Source organism: Micromonospora sp. LZ34 (genome assembly GCF_052981855.1).
This window is the reverse complement of the sequence record NZ_JBRIQN010000087.1, coordinates 1-14,301: the sequence shown is the minus strand read 5'-3', so window position 1 is coordinate 14,301 and position 14,301 is coordinate 1. Positions and strand designations below refer to the sequence as shown.

14 protein-coding genes are annotated in these 14,301 nt (G+C 70.4%); 9 read left to right on the top strand and 5 right to left on the bottom strand.

Annotated elements, in window-relative coordinates; genetic code table 11:
• The first annotated feature begins 5 nt into the window (after positions 1-5).
• The 6 genes from ACVCAH_RS36125 to ACVCAH_RS36100 all read left to right on the top strand — a co-directional run bounded on the left by ACVCAH_RS36125 (position 6) and on the right by ACVCAH_RS36100 (position 4,483).
• A complete protein-coding gene (locus tag ACVCAH_RS36125; protein ID WP_447139377.1) occupies positions 6-71 on the top strand; it encodes a helix-turn-helix domain-containing protein in 66 nt (21 codons plus the stop codon).
• 191 nt (positions 72-262) lie between these two features.
• On the top strand, positions 263-1,225 hold the full coding sequence (locus ACVCAH_RS36120) for an ABC transporter ATP-binding protein (protein ID WP_447140707.1): 963 nt from the start codon (positions 263-265) through the stop codon (positions 1,223-1,225).
• 377 nt (positions 1,226-1,602) lie between these two features.
• Complete coding sequence (locus ACVCAH_RS36115; RefSeq protein WP_447140706.1) at positions 1,603-2,007, top strand: hypothetical protein; 405 nt, start codon at positions 1,603-1,605, stop codon at positions 2,005-2,007.
• Positions 2,008-2,101: 94 nt separating this feature from the next.
• Positions 2,102-3,211: an FAD-dependent oxidoreductase gene (locus ACVCAH_RS36110; protein ID WP_447140705.1), complete on the top strand. Its 1,110-nt coding sequence runs from the start codon at positions 2,102-2,104 to the stop codon at positions 3,209-3,211.
• Between the two features lie 74 nt (positions 3,212-3,285).
• Entirely contained in the window at positions 3,286-4,059 is a 774-nt protein-coding gene (locus tag ACVCAH_RS36105) for an arsenate reductase/protein-tyrosine-phosphatase family protein (RefSeq protein ID WP_447140704.1), read from the top strand.
• A gap of 13 nt (positions 4,060-4,072) precedes the next feature.
• Positions 4,073-4,483: a VOC family protein gene (locus ACVCAH_RS36100; protein WP_447140703.1), complete on the top strand. Its 411-nt coding sequence runs from the start codon at positions 4,073-4,075 to the stop codon at positions 4,481-4,483.
• A gap of 59 nt (positions 4,484-4,542) precedes the next feature.
• On the opposite strand, the gene katG is transcribed toward ACVCAH_RS36100, so the two are convergent.
• Complete coding sequence (gene katG, locus ACVCAH_RS36095; RefSeq protein WP_447140709.1) at positions 4,543-6,780, bottom strand: catalase/peroxidase HPI; 2,238 nt, start codon at positions 6,778-6,780, stop codon at positions 4,543-4,545.
• The gene (locus tag ACVCAH_RS36090) at positions 6,771-7,178 is read right to left on the bottom strand and encodes a Fur family transcriptional regulator (protein WP_447140708.1); all 408 of its coding nucleotides are present in this window, start codon (positions 7,176-7,178) and stop codon (positions 6,771-6,773) included. The genes katG and ACVCAH_RS36090 overlap by 10 nt, the downstream gene beginning before the upstream one ends.
• 201 nt (positions 7,179-7,379) lie before the next feature.
• Between ACVCAH_RS36090 and ACVCAH_RS36085 the strand changes: the two genes are divergently transcribed.
• Together ACVCAH_RS36085 and ACVCAH_RS36080 are read left to right on the top strand one after the other, a co-directional pair.
• Positions 7,380-7,838 (top strand): hypothetical protein, encoded by a 459-nt coding sequence (locus tag ACVCAH_RS36085; protein WP_447140702.1) that lies wholly within the window; start codon positions 7,380-7,382, stop codon positions 7,836-7,838.
• A 223-nt stretch (positions 7,839-8,061) separates the two neighbouring features.
• The gene (locus tag ACVCAH_RS36080; RefSeq protein WP_447140701.1) at positions 8,062-9,381 is read left to right on the top strand and encodes an RNA-guided endonuclease InsQ/TnpB family protein; all 1,320 of its coding nucleotides are present in this window, start codon (positions 8,062-8,064) and stop codon (positions 9,379-9,381) included.
• A 101-nt stretch (positions 9,382-9,482) separates the two neighbouring features.
• Here ACVCAH_RS36080 and ACVCAH_RS36075 read toward each other — a convergent pair whose 3' ends face one another.
• Positions 9,483-10,412 (bottom strand): DUF817 domain-containing protein, encoded by a 930-nt coding sequence (locus tag ACVCAH_RS36075; RefSeq protein WP_447140700.1) that lies wholly within the window; start codon positions 10,410-10,412, stop codon positions 9,483-9,485.
• A 211-nt stretch (positions 10,413-10,623) separates the two neighbouring features.
• Here ACVCAH_RS36075 and ACVCAH_RS36070 point away from each other — a divergent pair, with 211 nt between their 5' ends.
• Positions 10,624-12,000 carry an FAD-dependent oxidoreductase gene (locus ACVCAH_RS36070; protein ID WP_447140699.1) on the top strand — a complete coding sequence of 459 codons (1,377 nt, stop codon included), beginning with the start codon at positions 10,624-10,626 and terminating at the stop codon, positions 11,998-12,000.
• A 122-nt stretch (positions 12,001-12,122) separates the two neighbouring features.
• Here the strand turns inward: ACVCAH_RS36070 and ACVCAH_RS36065 are convergent, their stop codons facing one another.
• Together ACVCAH_RS36065 and ACVCAH_RS36060 are read right to left on the bottom strand one after the other, a co-directional pair.
• Positions 12,123-13,466, bottom strand: coding sequence for a glycoside hydrolase family 18 protein (locus tag ACVCAH_RS36065; RefSeq protein ID WP_447140698.1), 1,344 nt, complete (start codon positions 13,464-13,466; stop codon positions 12,123-12,125).
• 65 nt (positions 13,467-13,531) lie between these two features.
• Positions 13,532-14,041 carry a hypothetical protein gene (locus ACVCAH_RS36060; protein WP_447140697.1) on the bottom strand — a complete coding sequence of 170 codons (510 nt, stop codon included), beginning with the start codon at positions 14,039-14,041 and terminating at the stop codon, positions 13,532-13,534.
• Positions 14,042-14,301: the final 260 nt, after the last annotated feature.

Below are 14,301 nucleotides of genomic sequence, written 5' to 3'. Positions count from 1 at the left end.
GCACCCTGGAAGCCATGTGCCGGGTGCTCGACTGCCAACCCGGCGACCTGCTCGAGTGGGTCGACGAATGAACCACCTCGGCCCACCACCTGCCGCACACGTCACCGCCGTCGGCCCGGCGGTTCCGCACGCCTCGTGCTCGACTGCCAACCCGGCGACCTGCTCGAGTGGGTCGACGAATGAACCACCTCGGCCCACCACCTGCCGCACACGTCACCGCCGTCGGCCCGGCGGTTCCGCACGCCTCGCGCGGAGGCCGCCGGTGATCGAGGTCCGCGGGCTCACGAAGCGCTACGGCGACGTCCTGGCCGTCGACGACCTGAGCTTCGATGTCGAGCCGGGAAGAGTCACCGGGTTCCTCGGGCCGAACGGAGCGGGGAAGTCCACGACGATGCGGATGATGCTCGGCCTCGACCGACCCACCTCCGGAAAGGTCCTCGTGAACGGCCGGACGTTCGCGACGCTCACCGAACCGCTCCGGGAGGTTGGCGCGCTGCTCGACCCCGGGTCGGTTCACCCCGGTCGTACCGGACGCAACCACCTCCGGGTGGCCGCTCGGACGAACGGCATCTCCGAGCGCCGGGTAGCCGAGGTGATCGAACAGGTCGGACTCGGACGCGCGGCCGGCCGCCGGATCAAGGGCTACTCGCTCGGAATGCGCCAGCGTCTCGGGATCGCCGCAGCACTCCTCGGCGACCCCCGGGTGCTGCTGTTCGACGAGCCGATGAACGGGTTGGACCTGGACGGCATCCGCTGGATTCGCGGGCTGCTCCGGCAACTCGCCGACCAGGAGCGCACCGTGCTGGTCTCCAGCCATCTGTTGAGCGAGATGCAGCAGACCGCCGACCGTCTGATCATCATCGGTCGCGGCCGCCTGATCGCCGACGCGACGACCGAGGACATCCTGCGCGGACTGGGGCACGTTCAGATACGAGTCCTCAGCACGCAGTCGGATCTCCTGCTCACCCGGCTCCGGGAACGCGGCCTCACCGTACAGCGCGTCGACACCCACGAGTTGCAGGTCGACGGCAGCAGCGCCGAGGAGTGGGCGAGGTCGCCCACTCCTGCCACATCCCGTTGCACCACCTGTCCGAGGTCCAGCATTCCCTCGAGCACGCGTACCTCGCGCTCACCAGCAACCACGTCGAGTACCACGGCCACCGGACGACGGGTGCTCCGGCGACACCGGAGGGAGAGCAATGACCGCTCCGCCGACCACTCCTGACCTGCACGCGGTTGCTGAGGACGTCTCCACCGTGCGCCTGTTCGCCCGCACCTGCGCTGCCGAATGGACCCGGCTGTGGACGGTCAAGACCACCTGGTGGTTCCTGGTCGCGGCAGCCGTGGCGATGGTGGGGATCGGGGCCATCGCCGGCTTCGAGGCCGCCGCGGATCCCGTTCCTCCCCGGGGCGATCCCGCATGGGCCGTGTCGACGATCAGCGCCATGCCGGCGCAGTTCGCCCTGCTCGCTCACCCTGATCGCGGTCACGTCCGACTACGCCACCGGCGGGATCGTTCCGACCCTGCAGTGGACGCCGCGCCGGGCGGTCCTCTACCTCGCCCGCGCCATCGTGGCGGCAGGGGCTGCCACGGGCCTCGGTGTGCTGCTGGGGCTCGCGTCCGCCCTGGCGGCCTTCGCCGCGGCCCGGCCGGGACTCAGCCTGCCGTTGGTCGACGGCCTTGGGGTACTCGCCACCGTCGCCTTCGTCTTTGCGGCCGGTACCGCCCTCGCTGTCGGGCTCGGCTTCCTGCTGCGCAACACCGCCGGTGCCCTGGTCGCGGTGTTCCTCCTGATGCTGGTACTGCCGCTGTTGCTACCGCAGTTCGGCTACCGGTGGATGTCCGCGCTGGCCGATGTCCTGCCCGGGTCCGGCGCGGCGTTCCTCCTGCTCGGGGAGGTGCCGGGGATGACGACGGCGTCATCGTCGGCGGTCCTGCTCGGCTGGGCCGCCGGCGTCCTCCTGCTCGGCTGGCTGCGGCTGATGCGCGACGACGCGAACCGGTAGCGGGCGGTCCCAGCGGTCGGCAGATCATCTCCGGCTCCGGTGCCGTCTGCTCCTGGCGGCGTTCCGTCCACGACTCCCGACAGGTGAGGAACTGATGATCGTAGACGTGTTGGTCGTCGGGGCCGGGCTGGCCGGTCTGCACACGGCGACGCTGCTCGCCCAGCGCGGCCACGACGTGCTGCTGGTCGAACGGCGACCCACGCTCACCGGCGCGATCCGCACGACGGGGATCTTCGTTCGGCGTACGCTCGAGGACTTCTCGCTACCTCCCGGGTGCCTCGGGCCGCCCATCCGACGGGTGGCCCTCTACTCCCCGGGGCTGCGCCGCCGGGTGACCCTTGTCAGTGCGCGCGACGAGTACCGGGTGGCCGACATGGCGGCGCTGTATGTGGCAGCGGCCCGCGCCGCGGCCGATACCGGCGTGCGGACAGCATTGGGCACCCGCTATGTCGGACGGCGAGCCGACGCCTTCCTTCTGGCCAATCGTGACGGGCCGACCGAGGTCCGGGCGCGGTTTGTCGTCGGCGCCGACGGCGCCCGCTCGCGGGTCGCCCGGGACCTCGCCCTGGACCGCAACCACCACCTGCTGGTGGGTGCCGAGGAGGTCTTCAGGGTCGCCGGCTGCGCGGAGCCACCGGCGTTCCACTGCGTGCTCGACCCCTCGCTCGCCCCCGGCTACCTGGCGTGGGTCGTCAACGACGGGCGGCATGCCCACGTCGGCGTCGCCGGCTACGCCAACCGCTTCCCCGACGGTCTTCGGCAGGCGCTGGAGCGGTTCCGTGCCTCGGCGCCCGGCCTGCCCGGCGTCGACCGCCCTGAGGAGGTCGAGCGGCGCGGCGGCCCGATCCCGGTCGGCGGGGTGCTGCGCCGGATCAGCTGCGCTGACGGCCTCCTGGTCGGAGATGCGGCAGGCGCGGTCTCTCCGCTGACCGCCGGCGGCCTCGATCCGTGCCTGCGGCTGTCCGAACTCGCCGCCGCCGTCCTCGACGAGGCGCTGCGTTCCGGCCATCCTGAGGCGTTGACCCGCTACGACGGAGCCGCGCTGCGTGCCCGCTTCCGGGGAAGGCTGATGCTGCGCCGGGGGCTGGCGCAGGTGCGCACCCCCGCCGTCGCGGCAGCGGCGTTCACGCTGCTGCGCACGCCGTTCGGGCGGGCCGCGGCCAGCCGCATCCTCTTCGGCGACGGTTCCTTCCCCGCCCCCTGACCCGGCTCGGACGCCAGGGCCACGCCCGCACCAGTCGCCTATTTCATCAAAGCAGTTTGATGTATCCTGCTGGCGTGGCGTCGTCGAACCACGACACCCCGGCGTTTGTGCGCTTGGCCGCCCATCCGCTGCGATGGCGGCTGCTGACCGCACTCGCGAGCAGCGACTACCGGGTCCGGGAGTTGGTGACGCTGGTGGGTGAGCCGCAGAACCTGGTCTCCTACCACCTTCGGCTGCTGCGTGCCGGCGGGCTGGTCACCGCCACGCGCAGCAGCTTCGACGGCCGCGACAGCTACTACCACCTGGATCTGGACCGTTGCGCGGAGGCGATGGCCGAAACCGGCGCCGCGCTGCACCCGGCACTGCGCCGGAGCCCCGCGCCACGCATCCCCCCGGTGGACCTGCGGCGCCCGCTCGGCGTCGGCGTGCTCTTCGTGTGCACCGGCAACAGCGCCCGTTCACCGATCGCCGAGGCTCTGCTCCGCCACCGCACCGGCGGCCACGTCGAGGTGGCCAGCGCCGGCAGCCGGCCCAAGCCACGCCTTCATCCCAACGCCGTACGCGTGCTGCACGACCAGTTCGGCATCGACGTCACCGGCCAGCTCCCTCGGCACGTGGACACGATGACCGACCGGCGGTTCGACTACGTGATCAGCCTGTGCGACAAGGCCCGCGAGGCCTGCCCTGACTTTCCGGACCCTTCCCGGCGGGTGCACTGGAGCATCCCCGACCCGGCCACGGCCGGCGACACCGACCAAGCCAGCCACCCCGCCTTCCAGCACGCCGCGGCCGACATCGACACCCGCATCAGACACCTGCTGCCCGTCCTCACCGCCACCGGTTCCTGAAGGGAATTCAGCCGTGACAGCACCAGACCAGTACGCCAGCGTCCGCTACCTCGTCGATGACGTGCAGACGGCCATCGACTTCTACACCACCCATCTCGGCTTCACCCTGCACACCAGCGCCGCGCCCGCCTTCGCCGACGTGGTACGCGGCCCACTGCGGCTGCTGCTGTCCGGGCCGGCCAGCTCGGGCGCCCGCGCCACCCCCGACGACGCCGCCACCGCCGGACGCAACCGCATCCACCTGGTCGTCGACGACCTGGATGCCGAAATCGACCGACTGCGCGGAACAGGACTGTCGTTCCGCAGCGACGTGGTCGCCGGGCCCGGCGGACGCCAAGTCCTGCTCGACGACCCTGCCGGCAACCTGATCGAGCTGTTCCAACCCGCCCCCTCGGCAGGCGCACCTGCACCGGCCACGCACTGATCACGGCCGCAGGATGGAGGGCCCCGGTCACGTCTGCCGTGACCGGGGCCCGCGTCGCCTCAGGCGAGATCGAACCGGTCCAGGTTCATGACCTTGACCCAGGCCGCGACGAAGTCCTGGACGAACTTCTCCTGGCCGTCGGCACTGCCGTAGACCTCGGCGATGGCCCGGAGTTGGGAGTTCGCGCCGAAGACGAGGTCGACGGCGGTGGCGGTCCACCTGACCTCGCCCGTGGCGAGGTCCCGACCCTCGTACACGTTCTCGGTCGTGGCGGATGCCTTCCACTCCGTGCCGATGTCGAGCAGGTTCCGGAAGAAGTCGTTCGTCAACGTCTCGGGCCGGTCGGTGAAGACGCCGTGCGGTGCCTGTCCCACGTTGGCATTCAAAGCTCGCATGCCGCCGAGCAGGACGGTCATCTCGGGAGCGGTCAGCGTCAACAGGTTGGCCCGGTCCAGCAGCAGGGTCTCCGGCGACAACTTCTGCCCGGCCCGCAGGTAGTTGCGGAACCCGTCCGCCCTCGGTTCGAGCACGGCGAACGACTCCACGTCGGTCTGTTCCTGCGAGGCGTCCGTGCGCCCCGGTGCGAACGGGACCGTGACGTCATGCCCGGCATCTCGGGCCGCTTGCTCGACGGCCGCGCACCCGCCGAGGACGATCAGGTCGGCGAGTGAGACCTTCTTCCCGCCGGACTGTGCGTCGTTGAATTCCTGCTGGATCCGCTCCAGCGTCCGCAGCACCGTGGCGAGCTCGGCCGGCTCGTTGACCTCCCAGTTCTTCTGCGGCTCGAGCCGGATCCGCGCCCCGTTGGCCCCGCCCCGCATGTCCGTGCCGCGGAAGCTCGCCGCGGACGCCCAGGCGGTCCGGGTCAGCTGGGAGATGGACAGTCCCGAGGCGAGGACCCTGCCCTTGAGGGCGACGATGTCCTCGTCCGCGATCAGCTCGTGGTCGACCGCCGGGACCGGGTCCTGCCACAGCTGCGGCTCGGGGATCCACGGGCCGAGGTAGCGCGAGACGGGCCCCATGTCGCGGTGCAAGAGCTTGTACCACGCCTTGGCGAACGCCTCCGCGAACTGGTCCGGGTTCGCCAGGAAGCGCCGCGAGATCTGCTCGTAGCTCGGGTCGACGCGCAACGCGATATCCGTCGTCGCCATCATCGGGGCGTACCGGACCGAAGGGTCGTGGGCGCCGGGCACCGCGTCCGCCGCGGCGCCGCCCTTCGGCTTCCACTGCTTCGCGCCGGCAGGGCTCTCGCAGACTTCCCACTCGTGCCCGAAGAGGGTCTCGAAGAAGCTGTTGTCCCAGGTGATCGGGGTGGGTGTCCACGCGCCCTCGAGCCCGCTGGTGATCGTGTCCTTGCCCTTGCCGGTGCCGAAGCTGTTCTTCCAGCCGAGCCCCTGCGCCTCGAGCGGGGCGCCTTCGGGCTCAGGGCCGACGTACTCGGCGGAGGCGGCGCCGTGGGTCTTGCCGAACGTGTGGCCCCCGGCGATGAGCGCGACCGTCTCCTCGTCGTTCATCGCCATCCGGCGGAAGGTCTCGCGGATGTCCCGGGCGGCGGCCCGCGGATCCGCGGTGCCGTTGGGCCCCTCCGGGTTCACGTAGATCAGCCCCATCTGCACGGCGCCGAGCGGGCCGGCGAGCTCCCGGTCGCCGCTGTAGCGCTCGTCTCCGAGCCAGGTGTCCTCGGGCCCCCAGAAGATCTCCTCGGGCTCCCAGATGTCCTCGCGCCCGAAGCCGAAGCCGAACGTCTTGAACCCCATCGACTCCAGGGCACAGTTGCCGGCGAAGACCAGGAGGTCGGCCCAGGAGATCTTCCGCCCGTACTTCTGCTTGACCGGCCAGAGCAGCCTGCGCGCCTTGTCGAGGTTCGCGTTGTCGGGCCAGCTGTTGAGCGGGGCGAAGCGCTGCGCGCCGTCGCCGCCACCGCCGCGGCCGTCCTCGATCCGGTACGTGCCGGCGGAGTGCCAGGTCATCCGGATGAAGAGCGGCCCGTAGTGGCCGTAGTCGGCCGGCCACCAGTCCTGCGACGTCGTCATCACCTCGAAGATGTCCCGCTTCAGCGCGTCGACGTCGAGCTTCTTGAACTCTTCCGCGTAGTCGTAGGCCTCGCCCATCGGGTTGGCCCGGGGGGAGTGCTGGTGCAGAACCTGCAGGTTCAGCTGGTTCGGCCACCAGTCCTGGTTGCCCCTCGGCCGACTCCGCTTCGGGGTCGGGGAGGGGATAGCCGGGTTCTCGCTCTCGCTGCCGTGTTCAGGCACGTCGCTCCTTCTCCTGTCACTCGCTGGTTCGGTCAGTTGGATCCTGGTGCCGGGGCACACCCGGGGCAGGACCCCCAGTAGGTGACCTCGGCCTCGTCGATCGAAAAGCCCTGGTGGTCGGACGCGTTGAGGCAGGGGGTCTCGCCGACGGCGCAGTCGACGTCGGCGATCGCGCCGCACGACCGGCACACGACGTGGTGGTGGTTGTCGCCGACCCGCGACTCGTAGCGGGCCACCGAGCCGGCGGGCTGGATGCGCCGGACCAGCCCCGCGGTGGTCAACGCGTGCAGCACGTCGTACACGGCCTGGTGGGACACCTCGGGATGCTCCCGACGCACGGCACCGAAGATCGAGACGGTGTCGGCGTGCGGATGCGCGTGCACCGCGCTCAGCACCGCCAGCCGCGGACGGGTCACGCGGAGCCCAGCCTCGCGCAGCATGCGCTCGAACTCCGAGGTCGTGGCCACGTTGCGCAGTATGCTCCATTTTATTCTTGAATGCATCCAGAACGGCGACGCGCCACGAGAAGGGGAGTAGCGGGGGACCTGCCCAGGCGCTGCCGCGGATCTTGCTTACCCTCCACTGTGGGATCATGGCCGCTCGTGTGCGCGATCTTCGCGCCGGAGCATTTGGAGGACCGTGTGCGCGGATCAGCGCGACGACTGGCCATCTCGATTCTCTCCGCGACCGTCGCGGCGGTGACGCTCGCTTCGCCCGCACAGGCCGCGACGAATCCGTTCACCGCGGCACAGGCATGCGCCAACGACTTCGGTGGCTCGTGGGCGTACGCCAGTGACGGCCACCGGTCGATCTACGCGTCGGACGGCACCAAGGTGGGCGACGTCTACCTGATGTACAACAGCGCCACCGCGTACAACTGTGTCGCCACCCTCAAGCGGGTGGCGGTCGGCTCGACGACCGGGGTTTCCGCCGGGATCCGGGTGGAGGGCGCATCCTGGGCCTACGACTCCGGCAGCTACAAGTACTACGCCGCGATCCAGCGCTCCGCCCGGGACAAGTGTGTGATGTACAGCGGCGAGGTTCTGTACGCCACCAGCTGGCAGAGCGCTGGCCGGTACAGCTGGGGCAACTGCGGCTGAGCTTTCCCTGGCCTGGATCCACCAACAAGCATCGGATCGCTGGTGCGGGGCGTGCAGATGCAGGTCGACGTCTGCACGCCCTCGCACCCCGGGCCGGAGTCACGCGGCGGCTCGCGGATCGTCACCCACGGACGCGAGCGACCGCAGCGCTGCGCGAGTCAGCAATGCCTGCCAGTGTGGATGCTTCCGATTTCAGTCATAGGCGAACGCTAAATTGTCCGATGTGCAGCTTCGGTACAACTTTCGCGTCTATCCGACGTCGGGCCAGCGGGAAGCGTTGGCGCGGGCGTTCGGGTGCGCGCGGGTGGTGTTCAACGATGGGCTGCGCGCACGCCGGCAGGCCCATGAGGCCGGCGAGGCGTACCTGCCGGACGGCGAGTTGTCGAAGCGGGTCATTACGCAGGCGAAGCGGACGCCCGAGCGGGCGTGGCTGGGTGAGGTGTCGGCGGTGGTGCTTCAGCAGGCCCTCGCGGACCTGAACACCGCGTACCGGAACTTCTTCGCCTCGGTCAGCGGTAAGCGCAAGGGGCGCAAGGTGGGCCCGCCTCGGTTCCGGTCTCGCAAGGACAACCGGCAGGCGATCCGATTCACCGCGAACGCCCGGTTCACGGTCCTCGACAACGGCCGGCTCCGGTTGCCCAAGATTGGCGACGTGGCGGTGCGCTGGTCCCGGCGACTGCCGGCGGCACCCACCTCGGTCACGGTCATCCGGGACGCGGCAGGACGGTACTTCGCCTCGTTCGTCGTGCAGGCCACGAATGAACCGCTGCCGCCCACGGACGCCGAGGTCGGCATCGATCTGGGTTTGACGAATTTCGTGGTCCTGTCCGACGGCACCAAGGTAGCCGCGCCGACGTTTCTGCGCCGGGCCGCCCGCAAACTCCGCAAGCGGCAACAGGCGCTCTCGCGCAAGCAGCGAGGCAGCGCGAATCGTAAGAAGGCTGTCGTCAAGGTCGCGAAGGCGCACGCGCGGGTGGCCGACCAGCGGCGGGACTGGCAGCACAAGCTCTCCACGGCGATCATCCGCGACAACCCAGCGGTGTACGTCGAGGACCTGTGCGTGACCGGCCTCGCCCGCACCCGGCTGGCAAAGTCGGTGCACGACGCTGGCTGGTCGCAGTTCGTGCAGATGTTGGAATACAAGGCCACCCGGTACGGGCGGACCTTCGCCCGCATCAACCGGTTCGCGCCAACCACGCAGACATGCTCGACGTGCGGCCGGATCGACGGCCCGAAACCGCTGTCCGTCCGGTCGTGGACCTGCCCCTGCGGGACGGTTCACGACCGGGACGTCAACGCGGCCATCAACGTGCTCGCGGCGGGACGCGCCGAGAGCCTAAACGCCTGTGGAGCGCAGGTAAGACCCGGCACCCGTGCCGGCACCGCGCCGAGAAGCAGGAATCCACCCGAACGCTGCGCGTCCCACGCGCAGCGCGGAGGGAATCTCCGTCTAGGACGGAGAGAACGTCAATTCTGGACTGGCGGCTCCGAAGTCAGCCGTTCGGTGCGGGGACGCGGCGCCTCGGCCGCGAAGACCGCCTGAGGCCTGACGAGGGGCTCGATCGAGTCAATGCGGTCCGCGCGGTTGCCCAAGCGTCCCGGTCGGCCCGTTACCAACATCCGGCATCGGTCCGCCATAGCGGTTCACCGGACGCGTGACTCCGTCCGACGAGCCACGTCGGCGCCCGTCGCCGCATCCGCCTGTCGGTCGTCCGGCGGCTGCGGGGGCGAGATCCAGGTGACCAGCACGACCGAGACGATCATGAGGAGGAACCACGACGCGAGCTTCGCCGGCGAGACCGGGTGCCAACCGCCCAGCTGGGTGGGGTAGAGCCAGGCGTTCGACCAGGTGGCGATGTTCTCGGCGAACCAGATGAAGCAGGCGACGAGGAGGAAGGCCAGCAGGAGGGGCATGCGCCAACGGAACCGGAAGATGCGGAACTGCATGACACAGCGCCCGAACAGGAGCGCGACGATGGCGATGAGCGGCCACCGCATGTCCATGACGTAGTGGTTGGTGAAGAAGTTGGCATAGATCGCGGCGGCCAGGACAGCCGTCGCCCACCGCCTCGGGTAGCTCGTGAAACGCAGGTCGAACAGCCGGTTGACCCGGACCATGTAGGAGCCCACCGCGGCGTACATGAAGCCGCTGAAGAGCGGCACCCCGCCGAGCCGCAGTACGCCGTCGGGTTCGTACGACCACGAGCCGACGTGGGTCTTGAACAACTCCATCGCCGTGCCGACGAGGTGGAACAGGACCACCACCCGCAGTTCGCGCAGGGTTTCGAGGCGTCCGGCCACCATTGCGACCTGGATGGCGACCGCGGCGAGAGTAAGGAAGTCGTTGCGGGCGAACGCCGTGTCTTCCGGGTACCAGAGATGTGCCGCGAAGATGACCGCCAGCATGGCCCCACCGAATACGCAGGCCCACCCCTGTTTGAGCCCGAAGACCACGAACTCGGTCAGCCTGCCGACCGGCCCGCGTCGGGGCAGCCGGGCCAGGATCGCGCGGAAGCGGGCATCGATCGCGCGTTCGGCCGTGGTCAGGGTGGCCGGATCGGAGGGGGTACGCATCGCGCCGACGCTATCGTGCCGGTCGGGCCGGCGGTCGTGCCCCAGCTGCGCCCCGACCCGGCACTTTGTCGCCTTGCGGACGTTTTCGGGCAGCGGTCGGCGCTTGTGCGACGATCGTCGGGCGTCATGCTCACCGGACCGTCCCCGCGCCCGCGCGCCGGTCGGCGGCAGGCACGCGAGAAGGCACCCCTCGTACCCCTTGGAGAGCACGATGTCCCTCTCCCCGGCTCGGGTCTTCGCCGCGCTGAACGCGGTGCGACCACCCGAGCAGGCGTCTCCGATCATGGGCAAGGCCGTCGTGATCGGCGGCAGTGTCGCCGGGTTGCTGGCCGCCCGGGTGTTGTCCGACCACGCGGAGAGCGTCGTCATCATCGACCGGGACGACCTGCACGTGGCCGGCGAGCGGCCGGGCGTGCCCCAGGGGACGCAGCTGCACGCGCTGTTGCCCGGCGGCTTCCTCCAGCTCGAGCAGCTGTTCCCTGGATTCCGTGCACAGGCGCTGGCGCAGGGTGCGATCGAGGCGCCCCCCGCGGCCAGGCGGAACTATCTCGACGGCCGCCTGAAGGTCGTCGTGCCGGACGACGCCGACAGCCTGGCGGGCAGCCGGCCGCTGCTGGAAGGGCTGATCCGCCAGCAGGTGCTTCGACTGCCCAACGTCAAGACGATCACTGCCCGCGCCACGGGTCTCGTGTTCGACGGTGACGTGACCACCGGGGTCCGCTGCGACGTCGGTGGGGCGCCCGGCGTCGAGAGCGGCGACTTCGTGGTGGACGCGATGGGGCGGTCGAGCAGGCTGTCGGAGTGGCTGGAGCAGGCCGGCTGGGACCGGCCCGCCATGCGGCGGATGACCGTGCACCTGAACTACGCGACGGCCCTGTTCCGACGCCGTGAGGCGAACCCGGAGTTCGCGGTCGTCCTGGCGCTGCACACGCCGAGAATGGCGGCGGACGTGGCCGGTGCCGCGTTCTTCGCAGTCGAGGACGGCCGGTGGATGGCCATGATGGCCGGTTACGGGGATAACCGTCCGGGGCGCACCGCGGAGGATTTCGTCCGCCGGCTGCGGGACCAGTTCCCGCCCGAGTTCGGCGAACTGGCCGGGAACGAGATGCTCGGCGACGTCCAGACCTACCGCCATGCCGACAGCCGGCGGCGGGACTTCCACGCGCTGAAGCGGTTTCCGGCCGGGCTGGTCAGCGTCGGTGACGCGGTCGCGTCGTTCAACCCCGTCTACGGGCAGGGGATCACGGCGGCGGCCCTGCACGCGGCCTGCCTGTCGACGTACCTGCGATCAGGTCCGGATCTGGGCGTGACCGCTCGCCATTTCCTCGACCTGCAGCAGGTGGTGGTCGACGCCGCCTGGTCGACGTCGACCTCCGCCGACCTGGCGCTGCCGCACGTCGATGCGCCCTACCCGCGCGGCTACCGGTTCTCCAGCTGGGTCAGCCGGCAGATCGTCACGGCGACCGTCACGGACGTGGCGATCGCGCGGCGGTTCAACGAGGTGGTCTCCATGCGTGCGCATCCGAGCTCGTTGGCCACGCCCGGCGTGATCCTCGGCGCCCTGCGCGCCAACCGGCGGGCACGCTGATCACGTCGCCGTGTGCAGCCTCGATTGAGCGCTGAAGCGCTCCGCCGCCACGGCCTACCGGCCCGCCGCCGGCCGAGGAATCGGTCGGCGACGGCCGGTAGGCCGGCAGGGCAGGGGTACGGCTACCCCGTCGCCAGCCCGAAGCCGATCGTCTTGGTCAACGTGGCGTTGTCGTCGTCGCCGTCCAGCGACCAGACCATCGCTCCGGCCAGGCCGGCCCGCCGGATGTACAGCGTCTTCTGCAGCACGACCGCCGGATCGTCGTACGTCCAGAAGGTCGTGCCGTCGAACAACCAGGCGTGCCCGGCACGAAGGTCGCGGTGGACGGTGAAGCCGTTGCCGGCCAGGGTCTTGAGCTGCCGGTAGTCCTCGTAGCCGGCCTCGAAGGTGGCCGGCGCGGGCCCGGTCGCGGGCTGGAACAGGCCGGTGCCGCCCCCGGTTACGCCGGTCCAGCCCCGACCGTAGTACGGGATGCCCAGGACGAGCTTGCCACGCGGCGCGCCGCGGGCGATCCAGCCGTCGATCGCCACCTCGGCGGAGAAGTCCGGGCTGTCCGGCGCTCCCGCCGGCACCCGAAGCGCCGACTGCTGGTTGGTCACCGCGTCCCAGCCGCCGTGGAAGTCGTACCCCTGGACCGTGGCGAAGTCCAGGTACTGGAAGATCTTGCGTCCCTCGTATCCGGCGTCCATGGTCGCCGGGTTGGCCGGCAGGAAGGCGGTCAGCGGGTAGTGCTTGCGGGTCTGCCGGCCGTACGCGTCGAGTTGCCGGCGGAACTCGGCGAGCAGCTTGGTGAAGTTCTCCCGGTCCTCGGGGCGTACCACGTTGCCCGGCTCACCCGGCCAGTTCGGCCACTCCCAGTCCAGATCGACGCCGTCGAAGACCCCGGCCGCGGCGCCCGGGCCGCCACTGCCGCCGTCCAGGACGGGGAGGTTTCCCTTGAGGTAGAGGTCGATGCAGGAGGCGACGAACGCCTTGCGGGAGGCGTCGGTGCGGGCGGCGTTCGAGAAGTACGTCGACCAGCTCCAGCCACCCAGCGAGATCATCACCTTCAGGCCGGGGTGCTTGGCCTTGAGCTTGGCCAGCTGGCCGAAGTTGCCGTTGAGCGGCTCGCCCCAGGCGTCGGCCACGCCGTCCACGCTCTCCTCCGCCGGGACGGGACGCTGGTAGTCGGCCCAGGCGTCACCCTCGCCCGGCCCGCCGTCCACGTAGCAGCGGCCGTCCTCGCTCACGTTGCCGAAGGCGTAGTTGACGTGGGTGAGGCGGCTCGCCGCCCCGGAGGTGTCGAGCTTCTTGACCGGGAAGGCCCGACCGTAGATGCCCCACTGGGTGAAGTAGCCGACCCGGTGGTAGCCGGCGCGGCGGTCGGGGCTGTCACCCGCGCTCGCGGCGGCTGGCGGGGCGGCGGTGACCAGCAGGGTCGCCAGGGCGGCGACGGCGGTGAGGCGGCGGTGGCGGAATGGTCGCATCGGCACTCCCACGAGGATGGAGCAGAATAGTAAAGAGACCTTTCTGATTGATGAAGCCAAGCCGATCACATTCCGCGGTCAAGAGCCGACCGGGGACGCCCGCCGGTGTCCCGGCGCAGCCGGCGCCCCAGCAGCAGGGCGGTGCCGAGGAAAACCGTGGCGACGGGGATCGTCAGGGCAAGCGGCCAGGGACCGCGCTGCGGGCGGCCGGCGGGCCGGACGGTCAGGTCGGGCAGCAGGCCGGTGGCGAGCCGCAGGTCGGACACCTGACAGGTCTGGGTGCCCAGTTCGCAGGTGGAGCCGGTGTCGAAGCGGGACAGGATCCGGCGGGTGCCGGCGCCGAGCTGCATCTCGGTCAGCGACAGCTGTCCCGCGGCGTTCGTGGTCGCGGCGACCACGCTGCCCGCCGAGCGCCAGCCAAGGAGCTGCACGACGTCCTGGAGCGGCGCCGGCGGAAGCGCGCCACCGTCGCTGACGGGGACGAACTCGACGTCGCCGGCGTTCGACAGGAACGCGCCGTGGTTGGTGGTGCCGCCGGTGATACCGGCGGACGGCCCGTCCCAGACCCACGGCACGGTGGCGAGAAACCCGGCCGTCCGGCGACCAGCCGACGTTGGCGGCCAGCTCGCGCCCGTCGGTGACGGGGACGCTTTCCTGCGCCGCTTCGACATCGAGCACACCTTCCGCATGGTCAAACAGGAGCGACTCACCCCGGCCCGTGTCCGCCGCGGGTTTCGGCACCTACGCGCCAACGCCGGGAGGCTGTCGCACAGCTTTCGATCTTCAGCTGTCAAGCCGTCTTCCGTCTGGCGTCGTGACGAAAGATCTTGTTCAG

What these genes read in the sequence shown, in the direction of transcription:
- ACVCAH_RS36070 (WP_447140699.1), top strand. Translation starts at nt 10,624, where the DNA reads ATGTCCCTCTCCCCGGCTCGGGTCTTCGCCGCGCTGAACGCGGTGCGA.
- ACVCAH_RS36065 (WP_447140698.1), bottom strand. Translation starts at nt 13,466, where the DNA reads ATGCGACCATTCCGCCACCGCCGCCTCACCGCCGTCGCCGCCCTGGCG.
- ACVCAH_RS36110 (WP_447140705.1), top strand. Translation starts at nt 2,102, where the DNA reads ATGATCGTAGACGTGTTGGTCGTCGGGGCCGGGCTGGCCGGTCTGCAC.
- ACVCAH_RS36090 (WP_447140708.1), bottom strand. Translation starts at nt 7,178, where the DNA reads ATGCTGCGCGAGGCTGGGCTCCGCGTGACCCGTCCGCGGCTGGCGGTG.
- ACVCAH_RS36075 (WP_447140700.1), bottom strand. Translation starts at nt 10,412, where the DNA reads ATGCGTACCCCCTCCGATCCGGCCACCCTGACCACGGCCGAACGCGCG.